17 protein-coding genes and 1 pseudogene are annotated in these 21,496 nt (G+C 70.6%); 4 read left to right on the forward strand and 14 right to left on the reverse strand.

All coding sequences use genetic code 11. From position 1 onward, the window contains the following. Positions 1-179: 179 nt before the first annotated feature. The 8 genes from KUM49_RS32415 to KUM49_RS32450 form a co-directional block, all read right to left on the reverse strand. A complete protein-coding gene (locus KUM49_RS32415; RefSeq protein WP_217240525.1) occupies positions 180-1,856 on the reverse strand; it encodes a histidinol-phosphate transaminase in 1,677 nt (558 codons plus the stop codon). A 164-nt stretch (positions 1,857-2,020) separates the two neighbouring features. Beyond that, a complete protein-coding gene (locus KUM49_RS32420; RefSeq protein ID WP_217240526.1) occupies positions 2,021-3,067 on the reverse strand; it encodes an aldose epimerase family protein in 1,047 nt (348 codons plus the stop codon). A 72-nt stretch (positions 3,068-3,139) separates the two neighbouring features. Then, positions 3,140-4,384 (reverse strand): multiple monosaccharide ABC transporter permease, encoded by a 1,245-nt coding sequence (gene mmsB, locus KUM49_RS32425; protein WP_217240527.1) that lies wholly within the window; start codon positions 4,382-4,384, stop codon positions 3,140-3,142. After that, a complete protein-coding gene (gene mmsA, locus KUM49_RS32430) occupies positions 4,381-5,931 on the reverse strand; it encodes a multiple monosaccharide ABC transporter ATP-binding protein (protein WP_217240528.1) in 1,551 nt (516 codons plus the stop codon). Before mmsA ends, mmsB begins: the two co-directional genes overlap by 4 nt. Positions 5,932-5,964: 33 nt before the next feature. Further along, entirely contained in the window at positions 5,965-7,077 is a 1,113-nt protein-coding gene (gene chvE / locus KUM49_RS32435; RefSeq protein WP_374200219.1) for a multiple monosaccharide ABC transporter substrate-binding protein, read from the reverse strand. Between the two features lie 145 nt (positions 7,078-7,222). Continuing rightward, positions 7,223-8,194 (reverse strand): hypothetical protein, encoded by a 972-nt coding sequence (locus KUM49_RS32440; RefSeq protein ID WP_217240530.1) that lies wholly within the window; start codon positions 8,192-8,194, stop codon positions 7,223-7,225. A gap of 112 nt (positions 8,195-8,306) precedes the next feature. After that, entirely contained in the window at positions 8,307-9,311 is a 1,005-nt protein-coding gene (locus tag KUM49_RS32445; RefSeq protein WP_217240531.1) for an alcohol dehydrogenase catalytic domain-containing protein, read from the reverse strand. Then, complete coding sequence (locus tag KUM49_RS32450; protein ID WP_217240532.1) at positions 9,308-10,465, reverse strand: mandelate racemase/muconate lactonizing enzyme family protein; 1,158 nt, start codon at positions 10,463-10,465, stop codon at positions 9,308-9,310. Before KUM49_RS32450 ends, KUM49_RS32445 begins: the two co-directional genes overlap by 4 nt. 347 nt (positions 10,466-10,812) lie before the next feature. Here KUM49_RS32450 and KUM49_RS32455 point away from each other — a divergent pair, with 347 nt between their 5' ends. Further along, on the forward strand, positions 10,813-12,039 hold the full coding sequence (locus KUM49_RS32455) for a hypothetical protein (protein WP_217240533.1): 1,227 nt from the start codon (positions 10,813-10,815) through the stop codon (positions 12,037-12,039). 38 nt (positions 12,040-12,077) lie between these two features. On the opposite strand, the gene KUM49_RS32460 is transcribed toward KUM49_RS32455, so the two are convergent. Then, positions 12,078-12,521 (reverse strand): MarR family winged helix-turn-helix transcriptional regulator, encoded by a 444-nt coding sequence (locus tag KUM49_RS32460; RefSeq protein WP_217240534.1) that lies wholly within the window; start codon positions 12,519-12,521, stop codon positions 12,078-12,080. A 93-nt stretch (positions 12,522-12,614) separates the two neighbouring features. Between KUM49_RS32460 and KUM49_RS32465 the strand changes: the two genes are divergently transcribed. Continuing rightward, positions 12,615-13,637, forward strand: a complete 1,023-nt coding sequence (locus KUM49_RS32465) for an NADP-dependent oxidoreductase (RefSeq protein WP_217240535.1) — start codon at positions 12,615-12,617, stop codon at positions 13,635-13,637. A gap of 127 nt (positions 13,638-13,764) precedes the next feature. Here KUM49_RS32465 and KUM49_RS32470 read toward each other — a convergent pair whose 3' ends face one another. Then, a complete protein-coding gene (locus KUM49_RS32470) occupies positions 13,765-14,925 on the reverse strand; it encodes a serine hydrolase domain-containing protein (protein ID WP_217240536.1) in 1,161 nt (386 codons plus the stop codon). Beyond that, positions 14,922-15,299 (reverse strand): annotated as a pseudogene (locus KUM49_RS32475) (peptidase M28); the annotation flags it as partial. The gene KUM49_RS32470 and the pseudogene KUM49_RS32475, both read right to left, overlap by 4 nt. Before the next feature lie 266 nt (positions 15,300-15,565). On the opposite strand from KUM49_RS32475, the gene KUM49_RS32480 reads away from it, so the two are divergent. Continuing rightward, positions 15,566-16,381 (forward strand): EI24 domain-containing protein, encoded by an 816-nt coding sequence (locus KUM49_RS32480; protein WP_217240537.1) that lies wholly within the window; start codon positions 15,566-15,568, stop codon positions 16,379-16,381. A 254-nt stretch (positions 16,382-16,635) separates the two neighbouring features. On the opposite strand, the gene KUM49_RS32485 is transcribed toward KUM49_RS32480, so the two are convergent. The 3 genes from KUM49_RS32485 to KUM49_RS32495 all read right to left on the reverse strand — a co-directional run bounded on the left by KUM49_RS32485 (position 16,636) and on the right by KUM49_RS32495 (position 18,874). Then, complete coding sequence (locus tag KUM49_RS32485; RefSeq protein WP_217240538.1) at positions 16,636-17,889, reverse strand: pyroglutamyl peptidase; 1,254 nt, start codon at positions 17,887-17,889, stop codon at positions 16,636-16,638. Between the two features lie 93 nt (positions 17,890-17,982). Continuing rightward, a complete protein-coding gene (locus KUM49_RS32490) occupies positions 17,983-18,246 on the reverse strand; it encodes a hypothetical protein (RefSeq protein ID WP_217240539.1) in 264 nt (87 codons plus the stop codon). Between the two features lie 49 nt (positions 18,247-18,295). Then, positions 18,296-18,874, reverse strand: coding sequence for a TetR/AcrR family transcriptional regulator (locus KUM49_RS32495; protein WP_217240540.1), 579 nt, complete (start codon positions 18,872-18,874; stop codon positions 18,296-18,298). A gap of 103 nt (positions 18,875-18,977) precedes the next feature. Here KUM49_RS32495 and KUM49_RS32500 point away from each other — a divergent pair, with 103 nt between their 5' ends. Continuing rightward, complete coding sequence (locus KUM49_RS32500; protein ID WP_217240541.1) at positions 18,978-21,407, forward strand: glycoside hydrolase family 3 protein; 2,430 nt, start codon at positions 18,978-18,980, stop codon at positions 21,405-21,407. Positions 21,408-21,496: the final 89 nt, after the last annotated feature.

The raw sequence follows: 21,496 nt of genomic DNA on the forward strand, positions 1-21,496 counted from the left end.
CGCCCCCAAACCCCCGCTCCTCAAACGCCGGAGGGGCTGAATTTCAGCCCGTCCGGCGTTTGAGGACGAGGCCCTTCGGGCCGAAGCGGGGGTCTGGGGGCGGAGCCCCCAGGGGCGGGACGGGGCGGGACGGGGCGGCGGGGGCGCGACCAGTCACAAACCTGCGGCGTCCAGGCGTCTCAGCCGGCCTGGCCCATGCCCGCCGCGTTCGGCCAGCGCTGGGCACCCGGCCAGCCGGTCGCCGGAGCCGTCGACAGGTCCTGTACGCCGGCCGGGGCGGTCATGCCGCGGACCTGGGCCGCGGTGAGGCCGCCGCGGGCGGGGACACCCGGCGGGGTCTGGCCGGTCATCGCGGCGGCGGCGGGCATCGGAGCGGCCATGGGGGCCGGAGCCGGCGCCTGCACCGGGTTCGGGGGCTGCATCGGGTTCGGGGCCTGCGACGGCACCGGAGCCGGGGCGGGGGCCGGGTAGCCGACCGGCTGTGGGGCCGCCTGGGCCACCGCCGGCATCGGCATCCCGGCCCCGAACGGCTGACCCGGCTGTGGGGTCTGGGCCGCGGCGGGCATCGGCATGCCGGCGCCGATGGACGGGGCGGCCTGGGGTTCCGGGGCGGCGGCCATGGCCTGAGCGGCGAGGCCCTGCATGCCGGAGCCGTTGGTGGCGCCGACCAACCGGTCGACTGCCGCCGTACCCGAGCTGTAGCTGGTCCCTGTAGCCAGCTCGGGCACGGCGGCTCCCCTCCTGGTCCCGTAGAGCACCTGTTCCAGGCCGGACACCAGGCGACGCACGTCCACCTGGGGGCGCACCACGAGTCTCAGGAAGCGGCTTGAGGAGCCGATCTTGTTGCCGCACTCGCGGACGAGGATCCGGTGCTCGGTGAGCATCCGGTCCCGGACCACGGTGCCTTCGGCGCCCACGGGCAGGCGTACGAAGAGGAAGTTGCCCTGTGACGGGTAGACCGTCAGTCCGGGCAGGGACGCGAGCTGGCCGGCCATGTCCAGGCGGTCGCGGCGGACTTGTTGGAGGCTCTGCGCGTACTCGGCGCCGTGCTGCTTGAGGATGAACACCACGTGCTCGGCGAAGGAGTTGAGGTTCCACTTGGGCAGCATCGAGCGGATGCGGCCGGCGAGGGACGGGTTGGCGACCAGGTAGCCGAACCGTATGCCGTGCAGGCCGAAGTTCTTGCCGAGGCTGCGCAGCACGATCACGTTCGGCCGCAGCATCGCCTCCTGGACGACGCTCGGCTCGACCTCCGCGTCCGCGAACTCCAGGAACGACTCGTCGATGATGACCAGGTCCAGGTCCGCCATCGCGTCCATGAACTGCACGATGGCGTGCTTGTGCAGGAAGCCGCCGTCGGGGTTGTTCGGGTTGCAGATCACGGCCACCCGGGTGCCGCGCGCCCGGATGAACTCGGCGTACTGCGCGAGGTCCAGGGCGAAGCCGCTGGACTCCTGGAGCGGGAACATGTCGACCCGCTTGCCGGTCTCCATCGGCTGGTCGGTCCAGCGGCCGAAGGTGGGGACGGGGATGGCGAGGGACTCCCGCACCAGCAGGTGGTCGATCCAGGTGATGAGCTCGGTCGAGCCGTTGCCCATCGCCACGCACTGCGGCGGGAGTTGGAGCAGGCTGCACAGCTCGGCCGTGATGGTGTCGGCGCTGCTCGGGTAGTACGTGATGATGTCCCGCAGCCGTCCGGCCATCTCCTCGAACATGGCAGGCGTGGGGAAGTACGGGTTGCAGGGGATGCAGAAGTCGACCGGACCGGCTCCTTCGCCGCCCTCCCGCGTGAGCGCCGCCATCGACGGGCTGTGCGCCGCGGTGCTGCGGAACAGCGAGGTGACGTTGTCAGCCAAAGGGAGCCTCCGTATGGGGCGGGCCCGGTGGGGACGACTGGGCCCGTCGTCATTGGGTGGCCCGCGCGGGGGAGCACGGGCCGCCCTTACATACGGAGGCTCGGGTGGTGCTGTTCAACCGCTGAGAAACGGGTAGGAACTTGTGCGCCACCTGTGGAGAACGGTCACGCGTGGAACGAGTGCACGGTCGTCGACCGGTACGTCTGCCCAGGTCGGAGCACCGTCGAGGGGAACGACGGCTGGTTCGGCGAGTCCGGGAAGTGCTGCGTCTCCAGGCAGAGGGCGTCCCCCTGGCGGTAGATGCCGCCGCCCGTGCCGACCAGAGTGCCGTCGAGGAAGTTGCCCGAGTAGAACTGCAGTCCCGGCTCGGTCGTCGCGATCTTCATGGTCCGTCCGGAGGACGGGTCCCTCAGCGTCGCGACGTGCTCCGGCTCGTCCGTGCTCCCCTTGTCGAGGACGTAGTTGTGGTCGATGCCCTTGGCGTACAGCAGCTGTTGGTGGGCGGCCCGGAGGTCCTGGCCGACCGTCTTGGTGCGGCGGAAGTCGAAGGGGGTGCCGGCGACCTCCGCCGGCTCGCCGGTGGGGATCAGACCGGAGTCGACGGGCGTGTAGCGGGAGGCCGCGATCTCCAGCTCGTGGTCGTGGGCGGTGCCGCTGTTCTCGCCGGCCAGGTTCCAGTAGACGTGGCTGGTGAGGTTCACGACGGTGGCCCTGTCCGTGGTGGCCTCGTAGTCGACGCGCCAGTCGCCCTGCCCGGTGAGGGTGTACGTCACCTTCGTCGTGAGCGTGCCGGGGTGGCCCATCTCGCCGTCGGCGCTCGTGCGGTACAGGTACAGGCCGACGTCGGAGCCCTCGGTGAACGGCTCGACGTCCCACACGCGCTTGTCGAAGCCCTCGGCGCCGCCGTGCAGGCTGTTGACGCCGTCGTTGACGTCCACCTGGTGGCTCGTGCCGTCCAGAGTGAACCGGCCCTCGGCGATGCGGTTGCCGTAGCGGCCGATCAGCGCGCCGAAGTACGGGCTCCCGGCGACGTAGTCCTCGATGGTGCCGAAGCCGAGGGAGACGTTGGCGTACCGGCCCTCGCGGTCAGGGATCTCCAGGGACTGGACGACGCCACCCCAGGACAGGACCTTCAGGCGGGTGCCGCCGTTCTCCAGCGCCCAGCTGTGGATCTCGGTGCCGTCGGCGAGCGTGCCGAAGTGCGACTTCACAGGCTTCCTCCTGTTCCTCCCGTGGAAAGGGCCCCGCCTTCCGGCGGGGCCCTCACGTGCCGGCGTGGTCGGTTACGAACCGACCTTGCGCTTGTTCCACACGTCGAAGCCGACGGCCGCCAGAAGCACCAGGCCCTTGATGACCTGCTGCCAGTCGGTGCCGATGCCGACCAGGTTCATGCCGTTGTTCAGCACGCCCAGGACCACACCGCCGATGATCGCGCCGAGGACGGTACCGACACCGCCGCTCATCGACGCGCCGCCGATGAAGGAGGCCGCGATGGCCTCCAGCTCGAAGTTGAGGCCGGCCTTGGGCGAGGCCGCGTTGAAGCGGGCGGCGAAGACCAGACCCGCCAGGGCCGCGAGCATGCCCATGTTGAGGAAGACGAGGAAGGTGACCTTCTTGTCCTTGACGCCCGACAGCTTGGCGGCCGGCAGGTTGCCGCCGATCGCGTAGATGTGCCGGCCGATGATCGCGTTGCGCATGATGTAGCCGAAGCCGACGACCAGGATGCCGAGGATCAGCAGCACGATCGGGGCGCCCTTGTAGCTGGCGAGCAGCATCGTGACGGTGAGCACGGCGGCCACCAGCGCGACGAGCTTGAGCGCGAAGAGCTTGGCGGGCGGCACCTCGAGGGCGAACTCCTGCTGCCGCTTGCGGTCGCGGAGCTCCTGGAGCACCACGAACACGATCACGGCGAGGCCGAGCAGCAGGGTGAGGTTGTGGTAGTTGGTGTCCGGGCCGACCTCGGGCAGGAAGCTGTTGGCGACCTTCTGCAGACCCTCCGGGAACGGGCCGATCGTCTGGCCCTCCAGGAAGATCTCCGTGAGCCCGCGGAAGGTCAGCATGCCCGCCAGCGTCACGATGAACGACGGGATGCCGAGATAGGCGATGAGGAACCCTTGCGCGGCACCGGCCGCCGCTCCGATGGCCAGACACATCACCAGGGCGATGGGCCAGGGGATGTCGTGGTTGACCATCAGCACGGCTCCCACCGCGCCCACGAACGCCGTCAGCGAGCCGACCGACAGGTCGATGTGGCCCGCGATGATGACGAGCATCATGCCGATCGCGAGGATCAGGATGTAGCTGTTCTGCAGCACCAGGTTGGAGACGTTGCGCGGCAGCAGCAGGTCACCGTTGGTCCACACGGCGAACAGCACCACGATCAGACCGAGGGCGAACAACATGCCGTACTGCCGCATGTTGCGGCGCATGCCGTCCAGCATCAGCTGCAGCAGGCTGTCACCGGTTGCCGCACCGCCCTTGCCGGGCGGCGACGGGGCCGGCGTCTTGGCGGTCACGTCCGTGCTCATCGGGTTACCTCTTTGTCCTTTGTCATCTGGCGCATCAGCGATTCCTGCGAGGCCTCCGCCCGCGAGAACTCACCGGTCAGCCGTCCCGCGGCCATCGTGTAGATGCGGTCACACATTCCCAGCAGTTCCGGCAGCTCCGAGGAGATGAAGACGACCGCCTTGCCCTGGGCGGCCAGCTGGTCGATGACCGTGTAGATCTCGTACTTGGCACCGACGTCGATACCGCGCGTCGGCTCGTCCAGGATCAGCACGTCGGGACCCGCGAAGATCCACTTGCTGAGGACGACCTTCTGCTGGTTGCCGCCGGACAGCTTGCCCACCGGCTCGAAGACGGTTGGAGCCTTGATGTTCATGGACTTGCGGAAGCCCTCGGCGACCTGCCGCTCCTCGTGCTCGTCGACCACTCCGCGCGTGGAGACCTTGCCCAGCGCGCTGAGCGAGATGTTCCGCCCGATGGTGTCGATGAGGTTGAGGCCGTAGTGCTTGCGGTCCTCGGTGACGTACGCGATGCCGTGCTTGACCGCCTCGGGGACGGACTTCGTACGGATCTCCGTGCCGTCCTTGAAGACCTTGCCGCCCGCGTACCGGCCGTAGGAGCGCCCGAAGACGCTCATCGCGAGCTCGGTGCGGCCGGCGCCCATCAGGCCCGCGATACCGACGATCTCGCCCCGCCGTACGGCCAGGGAGACGTCGTCGACGACCTTGCGCTGCTGGTCGATCGGGTGGTGCACGGTCCAGTTGCGGACCTCCAGGGCGGGCGCCTGGCCCTCCTCCGGCTCGTGCGGGGAGCGCTCCGGGAAGCGGTGCTCCAGGTCGCGGCCGACCATTCCGCTGATGATCCGGTCCTCGGTCGTCTCCGCCGCCTTCACGTCGAGCGTCTCGATGGTGCGCCCGTCGCGAAGGATCGTCACCGAGTCGGCGACCTTGCGGATCTCGTTCAGCTTGTGCGAGATGATGATCGAGGTGATGCCCTGCTTCTTCAACTCCAGGATGAGATCCAGGAGTTTGCCGCTGTCCTCGTCGTTCAGAGCCGCGGTCGGCTCGTCGAGGATGAGCAGCTTCACCTTCTTCGACAGTGCCTTCGCGATCTCCACGAGCTGCTGCTTGCCCACGCCGATGTCGGCGACGCGGGTCTCCGGGTGGTCGGAGAGACCGACCCGGCGCAGCAGTTCGCTGGCGTGCTTGAGGGTGTCGTTCCAGTTGATGAACCCGCCCGAGGCGTGTTCGTTGCCGAGGAAGATGTTCTCCGCGAGGGAGAGGTAGGGCACCAGGGCCAGCTCCTGGTGAATGATCACGATGCCGTGATGCTCACTGGCCCGGATGTCCTTGAACTCGCAGACGTCACCCTCGAAGAGGATCTCGCCCTCGTACGTGCCGTGCGGGTGGACGCCGGAGAGGACCTTCATCAAGGTCGACTTGCCGGCGCCGTTCTCCCCGCAGATGGCGTGGACCTCGCCCTGATGGACGGTCAGTGTGACGTCCGACAGCGCTTTGACGCCGGGAAAGGTCTTGACGATCGAGCGCATTTCCAGGACGGGTCCCGCCATGGTCGTGCCTTCCAATCACTAGGGGGGTGGCGGTTACTTCAGGTCGCTGGCCTTGATGTAGCCGGAGTCGACGACGACCGTCTGGTAGTTGGCCTTGTCGACGGCGACCGGCTCCAGCAGGAAGGAGGGGACGACCTTCGAGCCGTTGTCGTACGTCTTGGTGTCGTTCGTCTCGGGCTTCTTGTCGTTCAGCAGCGCGTCGACCATGTTCGAGGACACCTTGGCGAGCTCGCGGGTGTCCTTGTAGACGGTCATCGACTGCTGGTCGGCGATGATCGACTTCACCGAGGCGACCTCGGCGTCCTGACCGGTGACGACCGGCAGCGGCTTGCTCTTGGAGCCGTAGTCGTCCGACTTCAGCGCGGAGAGGATGCCGATGGAGATGCCGTCGTAGGGCGACAGGACCGCGTCGACCCGCTCGCTCTTGTAGGCCGAGGTCAGGATGTCGTCCATGCGCTTCTGGGCGACGCCGCCGTCCCAGCGCAGGGTGCTGACCTGGGTCAGCTTGGTCTGGCCGGACCGGACGACGAGCTGCTTCTTGTCGATGTAGGGCTGCAGGACGTTCATCGCGCCCTGGAAGAAGTAGCGGGTGTTGTTGTCGTCGTTCGAGCCGGCGAAGAGCTCGATGTTGAACGGGCCCTTCTTGCTGCCGTCCTTCAGGCCGAGCTTCTCGACGATGTAGTTGCCCTGGAGCTCGCCGACCTTCTCGTTGTCGAAGGAGGCGTAGTAGTCGACGTTCTCCGTGCCGAGGATCAGGCGGTCGTAGGAGATCACCGGGATGTCGGCGTCCTTGGCCTGCTGGAGGACGTTGTTCATCGACTTGTTGTCGATGGCCGCGATGATCAGCGCCTTGACGCCCTGCGTGATCAGGTTCTCGACCTGGGAGACCTGCTGGTCCGGGTCGTCCTCGCCGTAGACCAGCTTGGTCTTGTAGCCCTTGGACTCCAGGTCGGCGACGACGTTCTTGCCGTCGGCGATCCAGCGCTCGGAGGACTTGGTGGGCATGGCGATACCGATGGTGGCGCCCTTGGAGCTGTCCGAGGCCTCCTCGCTGCCGCCCTCGCTGCTCTGGCCGCAGGCGGACAGGGTGAGGGCGAGGGAGGCGGCTCCGGCTACGGCGGCCAGTGCGGCTCGACGAGTACGCATGATCATCATCCTTGATGTGTGGGGCTGGCTCGGTCTGGCGTTGCGGGGCCGCTGCGTGGCACGAGTACGAGGTGAGACCGAGAAGAGGGTGTGTGGGATTGTGTGCGGCTGCGTCGTCTTTTGTGAAGGGGCGTTGTCCGGAACGTTATGAGGGAGTTTCGAACCGACGCAGATCGCCCGGCAGACGTGAACCGAGCGGAGCCATGTCGTCACCCACTCCGTGCCGCGCCAGAAGGTCCAGGGCGAGCCGGCCGCGGCGCACTCTCTCCCGCGCGGTGTTCAGGGTCACATCACGCATGTGGTGCCCGTACGGGTAGAGCCCCGGGGCCTTGGACAGACCGAACTTCAGATACAGCGGCGCGCCGCGCCGGATCAGCTCGGCGACCTCGTACATCCGCACATAGCCGCCGAGATCGTCGGGGGCCTCGATGTACATGTCCATGGGGGCGGCCGAGATCCGCCGGATCTCGGTGAGGTGGTCCAGCGTCAGGTCGCTGGGCACGTTGATCGAGTCGCCGCCCAGGTTCTCGTACACGGCGTACGCGGCCGGGTTCACGGGTCCGATCAGCGCGGAGACCTTGAGCGTGGTGTCGGCCGGGATGATCCCGGCGCGGCGCGCCCGGTGCAGCGTCCACAGCACGCCCTCGTCGGCGACGAGGAGGCACTTGACGCCCAGCTCCGTCGCGCGGACGGCGTCCTCGACGCACCCGGCGACCGCGTCGTGGCCGCGGGCCCGCAGGCCGCCGCCGCGCGAGTCGGTACGGGTCGAGCCGCCGATGTCCCAGGTGCCGCGCGGGCCGGTGAACAGGCAGAGCTCGATGTCGCGTTCACCGGTCGCGTCGACCATCTCGGTGATCTCGTCGTCGGTCAGCATCCACACGCCACTGCCCTGGCTGATCCGGTGGATCGGCACGTCGAGGCGCGAGGCTTCCTTCAGGACGACGGCCAGCGCTTCGGGACCCTCGCACGAGGGGATCTCGGTGCGCCAGCGGCCGCCACCGGGGAAGGTGTGCGGCGATGCGTCGGCGGGGTCGAGGGCGGGCGCGCCCAGGCCGAGAGCGGTGAGCGCCTGCTCACCGGGCCTGCGGGCTGCCGTGGCGGAAGCGTCGGTCGTCACAAGCTGTCCTTTGTGTTCGATATGTCGGACGAGGTTCGCGGCTCAAGTCGTGGGGGCAATTGGTGTACGCCGGTACGAGGGCCGTCAGGTCGCCTCCGTACCGGCGTACGTCTCAGGGGCGGAGCAGCACCTTGCCCACCTTCGGGTCGCCGGACCCCACCAGCTCGATGGCCTCCTGGAACCCGTCGAGCGGCAGCTCGTGCGTCACCAGCGGCAGCGGATCGAGCAGCCCGGCCCCGAACACCCGCACCGTGTGCGCCCAGGCGTCCGGCGGTGCCCCGAAGACGGTGTGCACCTCCAGCTGCCGTACGACCAGGTCGGTCGGGTCCAGGCCTTCGGCGCCCGGTGCCGGGATGCCCGTCAGGACCAGCCGCCCGCCCCGCCTGAGCAGGGAGGCGGCGGTGCCCGCGGCGGACGCGGACCCGGCGGTCTCGATGACGACGTCGAAGTCGTCGGGGAGCTCCTGGTCCTTCGTACGGAAGTCGGTGGCTCCGAACTGCCGGGACAGCGTCTCGCGGTCGTTCCGCGTGCCGACGACCAGCAGCTCCGCCGGGGAGCCCGCCTTCAGGAACTGAACGGCGAACATGCCGAGGGTGCCGGTGCCGACGACGGCGACCCGCTCCCCGGGCAGCGCGTTCGCCTTGATCGCGGCGGCCGCGATGCACGCGGCCGGCTCCAGCAGGGCCGCCGCCGTCAGGTCGGCGTCGTCCGGCAGGACGTGCAGCAACCGGGCGGGCAGGGTGAGGGTGGTGGCCATCGCCCCGGGCTGGGTGAACCCGGTCTCCTCGTACCCCGCCGTGCACAGCGTGGTCTCGCCCGCGTGGCAGCGGTCGCAGACCTGGCAGTTGCGGAAGCCCTCCCCCACGACCTTGCGGCCGACGAGGGACTCGGGCACGCCCGCGCCCACCTGCTCGACCGTCCCGGACCACTCGTGGCCGGGCGTCAGCGGGTAGCGGACGTACCCCTCGGGCCGGTTGCCCTGGTACACCTCACGGTCGCTGCCGCAGATGCCGACGGCGTGGACCCGCACCAGCGCATCGCCGGCGCCGGGCTCGCGGGGCGTGTGCCCGGCGAGCCGGTGCTCGCCCGGTGCCTCGACGACGACGGCCGTGCTCACTTGGCGGCCTTCGGCTTGCGCTGCTCCCAGCCCTCGGCCCACAGGTCGAACCGAGCCTGCTGCTGCGGGAACTCGGCGGCGGCGTCGACGTCCAGCTCGACACCCAGACCGGGAGCGTCGGAGAGGTGGAAGTACCCGTCGATCACCTCGGGCGCGCCCTTGACGACCTTCTTGATCTCCGCGTCCGCGAAGTCGTTGAAGTGCTCGAGGATCTTGAAGTTCGGGGAGGTGAAGCCGACCTGGAGGGAAGCGGCGGTGAGGACCGGGCCGCCCACGTTGTGCGGGGCGACCAGCACGTAGTGCGTCTCGGCGGTCGCGGCCAGCTTCCGGGTCTCCCAGATGCCGCCGATATGACCCACGTCCGGCTGGATGATGTCGACGGCCTGGCTCTCGAAGAGCTCCCGGAACTCGATGCGATCGTGAATCCGCTCACCCGTGGCGACCGGGATGTCCACCTTGGCGGCGACCTTCTCCAGCGCCTTGAGGTTCTCCGGCGGTACGGGCTCTTCCAGCCACGCGGGCTTGAAGGGCGCGAGGTCCTTCGCCAGCCGGACGGCGGTGGCGGGGGAGAAGCGCCCGTGCATCTCCAGCATCAGCTCGGCGTCCGGCCCGATGGCGTCGCGCACGGCCTCGATGAGGGAGACGGCGTACAGGCTCTGCTGGTGGTCGAGCTCGAAGTGCCCGGTGCCGAAGGGGTCGATCTTGAGCGCCTTGTAGCCGCGCTCCATGACTCCCTTGGCGGCCTTGTGGTAGGCCTCGGGCGTCCGCTCGGTGGTGTACCAGCCGTTGGCGTACGCCTTGACCTTGTCGGTCACCTTGCCGCCCAGCAGCTGCCACACCGGCACGCCGAGGGCCTTGCCCTTGATGTCCCAGCAGGCCATCTCGATGACGGCGATGCCGGACATCACGATCTCGCCGGCCCGCCCGTAGTCGCCGTACTTCATCCGCTTGACGAGGTCTTCCGTGGCGAACGGGTCGGAGCCCAGAATGTGATTGGTCTGGGCCTCCCGCAGATAGCCGATCAGCGCGTCGGTGTGGCCGAGCATGCGGGTCTCTCCGACACCCGTGATGCCCTCGTCGGTGTGGACCAGGACGTATGTCAGGTTGCGCCACGGCGTCCCGACGACGTGTGTGCTGATTCCGGTGATGCGCACGGCAGTAGCCCCTTGCTGCGTTTTGTGTCTGTCTGCTTCGCCGACTCACTTGGCGTGTGTTCGAAATTTCGTCACACGTTCGAAATGCTGGCGTGACAGTAAGGATGGTGCGAGGGCAGTGTCAATGGGTCGAGCGGGTAACGGTTTCGACATTGCTTTCGACAGGGCTTTCGGGGGCGGTTTCGACGCGATGGGGTGGGAAGGCGCCGCGCTGCCCGGAAGTCGCAGGTTGGCTGGAAAAGGTGGGTCCTGGCGCGAATTATCTCTCCGGAACGGATGGTTCCCTACACAACTTTCACAGCTGTGACTATGAACGTCAGCTGAGAGGAACTTAACCTTCCCGCGACATGGACTACTGCCTCCCGTGCCGACGGCACCTCAACGGCGCCCTCGCCTGCCCTGGATGCGGCACCCCGGCCGAACCCCACCCCACGCACGCGCCGCAGCCACCTGCGCCGGCCCAGGCCGGCGTGGCACCGGGCGGGTCGTACCAGGGCTACGCGACGGGCGGAACGTACGGGGGAGGCTACACGGACGCGACCGCGGCGTACGGGGACGGACAGGCCCCCGCGGCGGCGTACGGGGACGGACAGGCCCCTGCGGCGGCGTACGGGGACGGACAGGCCCCTGCGGCGGCGTACGGAGGCGGGCAGGCCCCCGCGTACGGAGGCGGGCAGGCTCCCTCGGCGTACGGGGACAGCCGCGGGGCCGCTTCGTACGGGGGCGGACCTGAGCCCGTCTCGCACGAGGGCGAGCACGCAGGCGCCTCGTACGGAGACAGCCACGGAAGCGCCTCCTACGGCGACGAGCGTGCGAGCGGCGACGGCGGCGGCGCCGAGCGGGACAGTCGCGACGGCGACGGCGACGGCGACGGCGACGGCGGTGGCGGTGGCGGTGGCCCGGCGGCGGAGCCGCCGGGCGGCCGGGCGGCCCGTCGGCGCGCCCGGGGGCGTGGTCGTGGCCGGGGCGTCGAGGCTCCCGACGATGCCGAGGACCACGGCGACCACGACGATCCCGAGGGCCTCGAAGGCGTCGAGGACGATGACGAGGCGGACGACGGTCCCGCGGCCGGTGCGAGTCGCCGCGACCGCAAAGCCGCCGCGCACCGGCGTCGCCGGCGCCGGACCCTGCTGATCGCCGCGGGCTTCGTGCTCGCGGCAGGCGGACTGAGCCTGGCGGAACTGGGCATGGACGCGCCGGGCTCCGGCCCCAAGCCCGCGGTGGCCGGCGGCGAGTCTCCGGAGGGCGGGGCGTCGCCGGAGGCCGACGAGACGAGCCGGCCGTCGGCCGGCGCGGCGGGTGCGGGAGCGGACGCGTCGGACTCGGCCTCGCCGGACGCGTCGGCCTCTCCCTCGGCCTCGAAGTCCGCGAAGGACGACAAGTCGAAGCAGGACGAGGACGACAAGGAGGCCCAGTCTGCGGCGACGGGCTCGGCCCCGGATCCGTCCCCCACCGCGGACCCCACGTCCCCGGCGCAGTCTCCGACCCCGACGGCCGACCCGACGACGTCGGAGCCGACCGCGGAACCGTCGCCGTCGGAGACGTGCGACCGGTTCCTGTGGTGGTGCAGCTGAGCGACCGGCGAACACTGCCGGGAGCCTTCAGTCGCCCTCTAGGAGCCCTGCCCCAGCATCTGCTGGAGCAAATCTCGCAAAGCCAGCCGCTGCTCGTCCGACAGCCCGGCCAGCGGCTCGCGCGCGAAGCGCAGCCCCTCCCGCAGTTCCCGGGCCACCAGGCGCCCCTCCTCCGTCGCGGCGGCCACCTTCACCCGGCGGTCCACGGGATCCGCCCGGCGTTCCACCAGGCCCCGTGACTCCAGCCGGTCGACGATCCCGGTGACGTTCGACGGCTCGCACTTCAGTTTCTGGGCCAGCTTCCGCATGGGCAGCGGCTCCAGGGACAGCAGACTCAGCAGTCGGGCCTGCGCCCCGGTCAGGGCGTGTCCGGCGGCCGCGTCCTCGAAGTCCGCGTAGAAGCGCGCCACGACGTCACCGATGAGTTCGACGACTTCCAGGGTGAGGGCGTCGGGTCGGCGGGTCTTCTCGGGTGTGGCCATGGGATCCAGGGTACCCGGTTACTTGACATCCTGAAATATTCAGGAGCATGGTTGTTTCAGGTACTGAAGTATTTTGAGGAAGGCCCGGTTTCCATGTCCGACACCCGCACTCCGCCCGCCACCAGCCGCGAATGGCGTCTGCTCAGCCGCCCCGTCGGCTGGCCCAAGCCCGAGGACTTCGAGCTGGCCGAGGCGGAGATCCGGCAGCCCGGCCCCGGCCAGGTACTCGTGCGCAACGCGTACCTCTCGGTCGACCCGTACATGCGCGGCCGGATGAGTGCCGCCAAGTCCTACGTGGCCCCCTTCGAGCTGGGCAAGGCCATGCAGGGCGGTGCGGTCGGCGAGGTCGTCGCCTCCCAGGCCGAGGGCATCGCCGTCGGCGACCACGTGCTGCACTTCGGCGGCTGGCGCGAGTACGCCACCTTCGACGCCCAGCAGGCGGTCAAGGTCGACCCCGAGGCCGCCCCGCTCTCCACGTACCTCGGCGTCCTCGGCATGACCGGCCTCACCGCCTACGCCGGCCTGCTGCGCACCGCCGCCTTCAAGGAGGGCGACGCGGTCTTCGTGTCCGGCGCGGCCGGCGCGGTCGGCAGCCAGGTCGGCCAGATCGCCAAGCTCAAGGGCGCCTCCCGGGTCATCGGCTCGGCCGGCTCCGACGAGAAGGTCAAGCTCCTCGTCGAGGAGTACGGCTTCGACGCGGCCTTCAACTACAAGAGCGGCCCGGTCGCCCAGCAGCTGCGCGAGGCGGCCCCGGACGGGATCGACGTCTACTTCGACAACGTCGGCGGCGACCACCTGGAGGCGGCCATCGGCTCCCTCAACCGCGACGGCCGGATCGCCGTCTGCGGAATGATCTCGGTGTACAACAACACCGAGCCCGCTCCCGGCCCGAGGAACCTGGCCCGCCTCATCCAGACCCGCGGCCGCATCGAGGGCTTCCTGGTCGGCGACCACTACGACCTCCAGCCGCAGTTCGTCCAGGAGGTCGGCCCCTGGGTCGCCTCGGGCGCGCTCAAGTACCGCGAGACGGTCGTCGAGGGCATCGAGAACAACCTGGAGGCCTTCCTCGGTGTCCTGCGGGGCGACAACACCGGGAAGATGATCGTCAAGCTCTGACCTGCGGGGCACGTCTTCCGGACCTCGAAGGCGGCGAACGGCGGCATCACCGTGACGTTCGCCCGGCCTGCTCGTCACCTACGACGACGGAGGCCGCACCCCTGGACGTGGGGTGCGGCCTCCGTCCCTACCTGCTGTCCGCAGCGAGCGCCGCGTTGTGCACCGCCCGCACCAACCGCTCGTTCTCCGGCGCCGCCCCGCCGGGGAACGCCATCCGGCGACGGGTGTAACCGTAGGCGAGCCCGCCGCGCGGGTCCGCGAAGGCCTGCGAACCGCCCGCGCCGCTGTGCCCGAAGGTCCCGGCGCCCAGGAACGGGTGCCAGACGTCCGCCGTCGCCTGGAAGCCGAGCCCGTACGACTTGTGCGCCCGGGCCACCAGGTCGTACCCGGTCGAGTGGATCTGCCCCACCTCGGCGACGGTGTCCGGCTTCAGCAGCGGCGGCCGCCCGTCCACCTCGCTGATCGCCGCCGCGTACATCCCGGCGAGCCCGCGAGCGGAGGCGACCCCGCCCGCCGACGCCGGTCCCTTCGCGCGTACGGCACGGGAGTTGGCGTAGTCGACCAGGTCACCCGAGTCCGGGACGTGCTGGTTGAACGCGATCGAGGAGAGTGTGTGCGGGCCGGTCGCCACCGAGTCCAGCAGCGCCTGCTGCGTCGCCGTCGGGGCCATCGGCCGCACGGACCGGTAGCGGGGCTCCAGCGCCTCGGGCAGCCCCAGGAAGAAGTCGAGGCCGTACGGGGCGCGGATGCGCTCCTCGTACACCTCCTGGAGCGTACGGCCGGTGGCGCGGCGGACGACCTCGCCGGTGAGCGCGCCGATGACGAGGGCGTGGTAGCCGAAGGCCGTGCCCGGCCGCCAGAACGGCCGCTGGTCCGCGAGCCGTTCGGCGAGAGCCCGGTCGTCGGCCAGCTCCTGCGGGCTGAACCCGGAGTCGAGGCCGACCAGGCCCGCCCGGTGGGCGATCAGGTCGCGCAGGGTGAGCCCGCCCTTGCCCTCGGCGCCGAACTCCGGCCAGTAGTACGTCACCTTGCGGTCCAGTTCGAGCGTGCCGTCCTGCACGAGGAGCGCGACCACGAGGTGTGCGGCGCCCTTGGTCGACGAGAACACGCCGTAGAGGGATCCGGCGTCGGCGCCGTCCCCCGCCCACAGGTCGACGACTTGCCGCCCGTGCACGTACGCGCACAACTGCCCTTCGTAGTCCGGCAGTTCGCCCGCCACGAAGGCGGCGAACTCCTCGCGCACCGCCTCGAATCCGTCCGCGACCGTGCCGTGGATCTCCTGTGTCATCCGCTCTCCTCACCTGTACCGCCATGTGCGTGCGCCACTGTGGACAGCGCCCGTGCGACCTGCGCGAATTCCCCCTTCGGATGGTCCCGGAAGAGGGGTTCGGTGCCGAACAGAACGGCCCCCGAGCTACTGACGACCGAGGCCTGTCCGGCCGCCTGTGCGGGACCGCCGGAGCCGTCCTCCAGCGCCCGCCGGTGCCCGGAGACGAGCGGGTTCCCGGCCCCGTACGTCTGCTCCACCCGGACCTCCGGCCCGAGGCCGGTGAACCAGACGGGCGTGTACACGAACCCGTGGTCCGGCGCACCGGCGGTCACCTGCCCCGAATTCACCACCCGAACCTCGCCGTTGGCGTCCCCGTCGCCCTCGACCGGCTCGACCGGCTCGGCCGGGTGTGAGGGCTGCGCAGAAGTGAGGCCGCCGCGGTGACGGCGAGGGCCGTGATCGGGTCAGGTCTCGCAGGAACGGTTCTCCTGGTGCGCACGCGTACCTCCTGAGGGGCTTCCTGAGATCGGTACGGCGAGGTGCACCTGTTCGACTCAACCGCAACAGGGGCAGTTCGTGGCGCGGGTGCCCCGGAGGGCGCGGCACCGGGTGAGGTGGGCCGACAAGTGAGCCGACGACCGCCCGATAGAGTTCCCCCATGCGCGATCTCGGGGCGGGATTCAAGTACCTCCTGGAGGGCCAACGGTGGGTGGCCCGGCACGGCAGGCAGTTCGGCTTCGGCCTCCTCCCGGGCCTGATCACCCTCGTCCTCTACGCGGCGGTCCTCGTCGCCCTCGCGCTGTGGGGGGAGGACTTCGTCGCGTGGGCGACCCCGTTCGCCGACGACTGGACGAGCCCCTGGGCAGGCCTCTTCCGCGGCTTCCTCACCGCGGTGCTGTTCGCCCTCGCCCTCCTCCTCTCCGTCATCACCTTCACCGCGGTCACCCTCCTGATCGGCCAGCCCTTCTACGAGAACCTCTCCGAGAAGGTCGACCGGGACGTCTCGCCCGACGGCACCGCCCCCGAGTCCGGCCTCCCGCTCTGGCGCGAGCTGTGGATCTCGGCCCGCGACAGCCTCCGCATCCTCGTGCGCGCCCTGCTCTGGGGGATCCTGCTCTTCGCGCTCGGCTTCGTCCCGGTCGTCGGCCAGACGGTCGTCCCGGTGATCGGCTTCCTCGTCACCGGCTTCTTCCTCACCCAGGAACTCACCTCCGTCGCCCTCCAGCGCCGTCGCGTCGAACTCCGCGACCGCCTCGCCCTCCTCCGCTCCCGCAGGACCCTGATCTGGGGCTTCGGCACCCCGCTGGCCGTGTCCTTCCTCATCCCCTTCGTCGCGGTCTTCCTGATGCCGGGCGCGGTAGCGGGCGCGACGCTCATGGCCAGGGCACTCCTGGGCGAGGAGACGAACGACCCAGCCCGTCCGGGGGTCTCCCCTTCGGGGGCGCTTGAGGACAAGACCCTTCGGGCCGACTAGGGCCTGTCCGGCGGATCATGCCGCAGACGCGGGGCCTGGCCCGCCGATCTGCGGCGTTGTCGTCGGTTGCCGACTCCCCCACTCTCGACTTCGCTCGAGCGGGGGGACCCCCATCGCGTCGACGCCCTCCGTCGCCTTGCAGCTCGACGCACCAGGCCCCGCTCACCTGCGTCGACGAGGCGCCGCGGATGTCCTGCGACCTGATCCGCCGGACAGGCCCTGGCGGGGGCCGAACACGCCCCTCCCCGGCTCGCCTACGAACCCGACGCCCCCTCCACCGCCACCCGCACGATCCGTGTCACCTGCGCGATGATGTCCACCCGGTTCCGCACGAACTCCGCATCCGTCACCACCCCGCTCGCCGGATCCGTGTTCCCCGCCCCGAACTGCAGCACAGGCGTGTGCACATGCCCACCCGGCAGCACGTCGCGCAACCCCAGCCGGTCCCGCAACAGCGTGGCCCGGTACGCGATCTCGTTGGACAGGTAGTTCCCGCCGCCCCCGGCCCGCGCGGTCGACCCGGGAGTCGGCCCGTCCGCCCGCACGACGGCCTCCGTGCCACCCGCCGGGATCTCGGTCACGCTCGTGTTGTCGTACACGGGGAACCGTCCGGTCTGTGCGGCCACGATCTTCCCGTACGGCAGGGTCGTCGTCGTCCACTGCGGCTGCGAGGCCGGATCGGCGACCGGGACGGTCTCGGTGCGGCCGATGGTGTCGTTGTCCGGGAAGCCGCCCCGCCAGGCCCCGTTGGTCCGCTCGATGTCGAACCGGCCCACCCGCCCCTGGCTCACGGTGGCGAAGAGATCCACCTTCCGCAGATACGGCCGCAGCGTCCGCTCCACCGTCCCTGCCGTGAAGTCCTGCCAGCGCACCGGGAAGACGACGGTCTCGACCCGCGCCGGCCCGTCCGCGGTCTCGATCACCGTGCCGTCGAGCGCGAGCGCGGTCGCCCCCGACGGGTTGGAGATCCGGATGTCCCGGTCCAGCGTGAACGGGTCGAAGCCGGTGACGAGAACCCGCTTGATCCCCTTGCCCTGCGGATACCGGACGGCGGTCTGACCGCGCGAGGTCCGCTCCAGCTCACCCAGCAGAGCCGCACGCCGGTCGTCCGCCAACCCGAACCCCGGCTCCCAGGTGCGCACCTCCCGCGTCATCGCCAGCCGGGCCCAGTACAACGGCCGGTCGTCGTCCCGACTGAGATCCCCGCCCGCCGGCCCCCGCCCCTGCGCCCGTCCGACGGCCCGCCGCCACAGCGCGGACCCCTCCCGTACGACGATCCGCCGCGCCTCGGCGTAGGAGCGGGCCGCACCGAGCTCCCGGGCGAACTCCCCGGTCACGGCGTCGAATCCGGACCGCCGGAGGATCTCCTGCGGCACCGCCCGGTCGAGCCGCTGCTCCTCGACGGTGGGTGTGAGGACCGCCTCGGCGGCGGACGCCTGCGTGGGGGCCGCCAGCCCGGCCACCAGGGCCAGTCCGAGCACGCCGATCCGAACACGTATGGAGTTCACGGGAGTTCAGTTCCTTCCGTCGCGGTGGGGCGCGTGGGGTGCGAACGGCCGCAGTATCGCGTGACGGAAGTGGTCTACGCCATGGGGCGTGGCTCAGGGCGCCATCAGCAGGGTGAGCACGAGCAGCGGAACCACCTGGAACACCGCGGCCCCACGCAGCCGGACCAGCCACAGCACCACACCGACGACCGCCACCGCCCCGCAGGCCATGCTCAGTTCGGCCAGCGGCGGTTCGTACGGCTCGTCGTTGACGCCCGCCGCCCACCCGGTCATGCCGGCCGCCAGCCACCCGTAGCCCACGGCCGCGATGTCGACGGGCAGCAGAGCGAGTACCGCGATGATGTTTCTCCCCCTCATAGGGCTCATCGTCGTCCCTGAGGCCGGGCGGGCGCCTGAGTACGCGTACCTAGGAGGCCTCGCCGAGCATCGCGAGGAAGTCCCGGAACGCCCCCGGCATGTCGACCGACTCCGGGTCCAGCAGCCACTGGTACTGCAGGCCGTCCATCACCGCGACCAGCAGCGGGGCCGTGCGCTCCGGTGTGAGTCCGTTCGGCAGCCGGTCGCCGTACTCGGCGCGCAGGATCTGCGCCATGCTCGCCCGCACCTGCGCGTAGCGCTCGGTGAAGTAGCCGCGCGCCGGATGCCCTTCGGTCACGCTCTCGCCGAGCAGTGCCGAGAAGGTCTGGACGATGCCGGGCCGCATCGCGTTGTACTCGACGAGCGAGGCCAGCAGGTCCAGCCGCAACCGCCGGGCCGGCACGGCGTCCCAGCGGTCCCGCTCCTCCAGCACGGCGACCAGCAGCGCGTCCTTCGTCGGGAAGTAGTGCAGCAGCCCCTGCTGGGTCAGCCCCACCCGCTCGGCCACCGCCGCGAGGCTCGCGCCCCGGTAGCCGCGCTCGGCGATCACCTCCAGCGCGGCCGTGACGATGGCGGCCCGCCGCTCCTCGCTCCTGACTCTCGCGCCCATGCCGTCACCGTACGACACCTGACCCGGGCATATGTAACGGCAGAATAACGAAACCTACCGCTCTACAGGTGGTCGAGGCAGGATGAGAGGACCGCACGGACTTCAACGAGGAGGCACCGCCATGGCGGGAACCCCGACACCCCCGGACCTGGAGGCGGCCGTGGAGGCGGCCCTGAGCCGGCTCGACCTGGACGCCAAGGCCCGGCTGCTGGCCGGCCAGGACGCCTGGTCCCTGCCCGCCCTGCCGGAGATCGGCCTGCAGTCCCTCGTCATGTCGGACGGCCCCATCGGCGTCCGGGGCGTGCGCTGGACCGCCGACGACCCGTCCATCGCGCTGCCCTCCCCGACCGCGCTGGCCGCCACCTGGGACCCGGAACTCGCCCGCCGCGCCGGCACCCTCCTCGCCCAGGAGGCCCGCCGCAAGGGCGTCCACGTCCTGCTCGCCCCCACGGTCAACCTGCACCGCTCCCCGCTCGGCGGCCGCCACTTCGAGGCGTACAGCGAGGACCCGTACCTCACGGGCCTGATCGGCTCCGGCTATGTGGCCGGCGTCCAGTCCGGCGGCGTCGGTACCACCGTCAAGCACTTCGTCGCCAACGACGCCGAGACCGACCGCTTCACGGTGAACAACCTGCTCAGCGAGCGAACCCTGCGCGAGCTGTACCTCGCCCCCTTCGAGGCGATCGTCGCCAACGCCCACCCCTGGGGCATCATGACCGCCTACAACTCGGTCAACGGCACGACGATGACCGAGCACCACCACCTCGTGAACGAGATCCTGCGCGGCGAATGGGGCTTCGACGGCTTCAACGTCTCCGACTGGACCGCCGCCCGCTCCACCACCGCTGCCATCAACGGCGGCCTGGACGTGGCCATGCCCGGCCCGCACACCGTCTACGGCGACGCGCTCGCCCAGGCCGTACGCGACGGCGAGGTCGACGAGGCCACGGTCGACGGCGCCGTCCGCAACGTCCTGCGGCTGGCCGCCCGCGTCGGCATCCTGGAGGGCGCCGAGCCGGCCGTCACCGAACTGCCCGGCACCGTCGACGGCGAGGCCCTGGCCCGCGAGATCGCCCGCCGCTCCTTCGTCCTGGTGCGCAACGAGAACCAGGCACTTCCGCTGAAGCCGGGGACGGTCGCCCTCATCGGTGCCGCCGCCCGCGACGCCCGCGTCCTCGGCGGTGGCTCCGCCACCGTCATCCCGGCCCGGATCGTCTCCCCGCTCGACGGCCTCACCGCCGCCCTCCCCGAAGGCGCCCTCACCTACGCCGTCGGCGCCGACCCGAACACCGAACTCGCCGTCGCGGAGAAGGGCTTCGAGCTGCGGGCCGTCTGCCGCGACGCCGACGGCCAGGTCATCGGCACCGCCTCCGCGCCGAACGGCCAGCTCCAGTGGATGGGCGAGGACCTTCCCGAGGGCGTCACGCACGACCGTCTCCACACCGTCAAGCTGACCGGCATCTTCACCCCGCGCGACACCGGCGTCCACACCTTCGGCATCAAGGGCCTCGGCGCCTTCACCCTGCGCGTCGACGGCACCACCTACTACGACGACGTCCAACGCCCCACCAAGGACGACCCGTTCCTCACCTTCTTCGGCGCCCCGGAGCCCCGCGCGCGGGCCGAACTCACCGCGGGCCGCCCGGTCGAGGTCTCCCTCACCCACACGGTCAGCTTCCCGGACGGCCTCCCGATGAAGGTCCTCTCCTTCGCCCTCGCCCACCAGGAACCGCAGCGCGACCCCGACGAGCTGATCGCCGAGGCGGTCGAGGCCGCCCGCGCCGCCGACACGGCCGTCGTCGTGGTCGCCACCACCGAACGCGTCGAGTCCGAGGGCTTCGACCGCGCCGACCTCACCCTCCCCGGCCGCCAGGACGACCTGGTCCGCGCGGTCGCCGCCGCCAACCCGAACACCGTCGTGGTCGTCAACGCCGGTTCCCCGGTCGAACTGCCCTGGCGCGACGAGGTGGCCGCCGTCCTGCTGAGCTGGTTCCCCGGCCAGGAGGGCGGCGACGCCCTCGCCGACGTGCTGACCGGCGTCCACGAACCCGGCGGGCGCCTCCCCAGCACCTGGGGCAGCCTCGCCGACGCCCCGGTCACCCAGGTCGTCCCGGACCACGGCGAGCTCCCGTACAGCGAGGGCGTCTTCATCGGCTACCCGGCCTGGGAGAAGCAGGGCCGCACCCCCGCGTACCCCTTCGGCCACGGCCTCGGCTACACCGGCTGGACCTACGAGTCGGTCGAGGTGCGGGGCACCACCGTCCGGGTCCGCCTGCGCAACTCCGGCACCCGCCCCGGCCGCGAGGTCGTCCAGGTCTATCTGGCCCCCGGCGAGCCCGACACCGAGCGCCCGGCACGCAGGCTGGCCGGCTTCGCGGGCGTCACCGCCGCCCCCGGCGAGACCGTCGAGGCCACCGTGGAGCTCCCGCGCCGCGCCTTCGAGGTCTGGGACGAGAAGGAGGGGTCCTGGTCGTTTGTGAAGGGTTCGTACGAGATCCAGGTGAGCCGCTCGATCTCGGACCGCCGGCTCACCGCGACGATTAACGTCTGATCCGGGACAAGTTTCCCCACGACCAGCCCCGGCCCGGGTCCTGACCCCTGGGCCGGGGCTCATGACGTCCAATGGGCGAAGAACGTCCG

Origin of the sequence: Streptomyces sp. AC555_RSS877 (genome assembly GCF_019049245.1) — a bacterium.
Taxonomy (GTDB): Bacteria; Actinomycetota; Actinomycetes; order Streptomycetales; family Streptomycetaceae; genus Streptomyces.

What these genes read in the sequence shown, in the direction of transcription:
- mmsB (WP_217240527.1), bottom strand. Translation starts at nt 4,384, where the DNA reads ATGAGCACGGACGTGACCGCCAAGACGCCGGCCCCGTCGCCGCCCGGC.
- mmsA (WP_217240528.1), bottom strand. Translation starts at nt 5,931, where the DNA reads ATGGCGGGACCCGTCCTGGAAATGCGCTCGATCGTCAAGACCTTTCCC.
- chvE (WP_374200219.1), bottom strand. Translation starts at nt 7,077, where the DNA reads ATGCGTACTCGTCGAGCCGCACTGGCCGCCGTAGCCGGAGCCGCCTCC.
- KUM49_RS32455 (WP_217240533.1), top strand. Translation starts at nt 10,813, where the DNA reads ATGGACTACTGCCTCCCGTGCCGACGGCACCTCAACGGCGCCCTCGCC.
- KUM49_RS32460 (WP_217240534.1), bottom strand. Translation starts at nt 12,521, where the DNA reads ATGGCCACACCCGAGAAGACCCGCCGACCCGACGCCCTCACCCTGGAA.
- KUM49_RS32465 (WP_217240535.1), top strand. Translation starts at nt 12,615, where the DNA reads ATGTCCGACACCCGCACTCCGCCCGCCACCAGCCGCGAATGGCGTCTG.
- KUM49_RS32470 (WP_217240536.1), bottom strand. Translation starts at nt 14,925, where the DNA reads ATGACACAGGAGATCCACGGCACGGTCGCGGACGGATTCGAGGCGGTG.
- KUM49_RS32480 (WP_217240537.1), top strand. Translation starts at nt 15,566, where the DNA reads ATGCGCGATCTCGGGGCGGGATTCAAGTACCTCCTGGAGGGCCAACGG.
- KUM49_RS32490 (WP_217240539.1), bottom strand. Translation starts at nt 18,246, where the DNA reads ATGAGGGGGAGAAACATCATCGCGGTACTCGCTCTGCTGCCCGTCGAC.
- KUM49_RS32500 (WP_217240541.1), top strand. Translation starts at nt 18,978, where the DNA reads ATGGCGGGAACCCCGACACCCCCGGACCTGGAGGCGGCCGTGGAGGCG.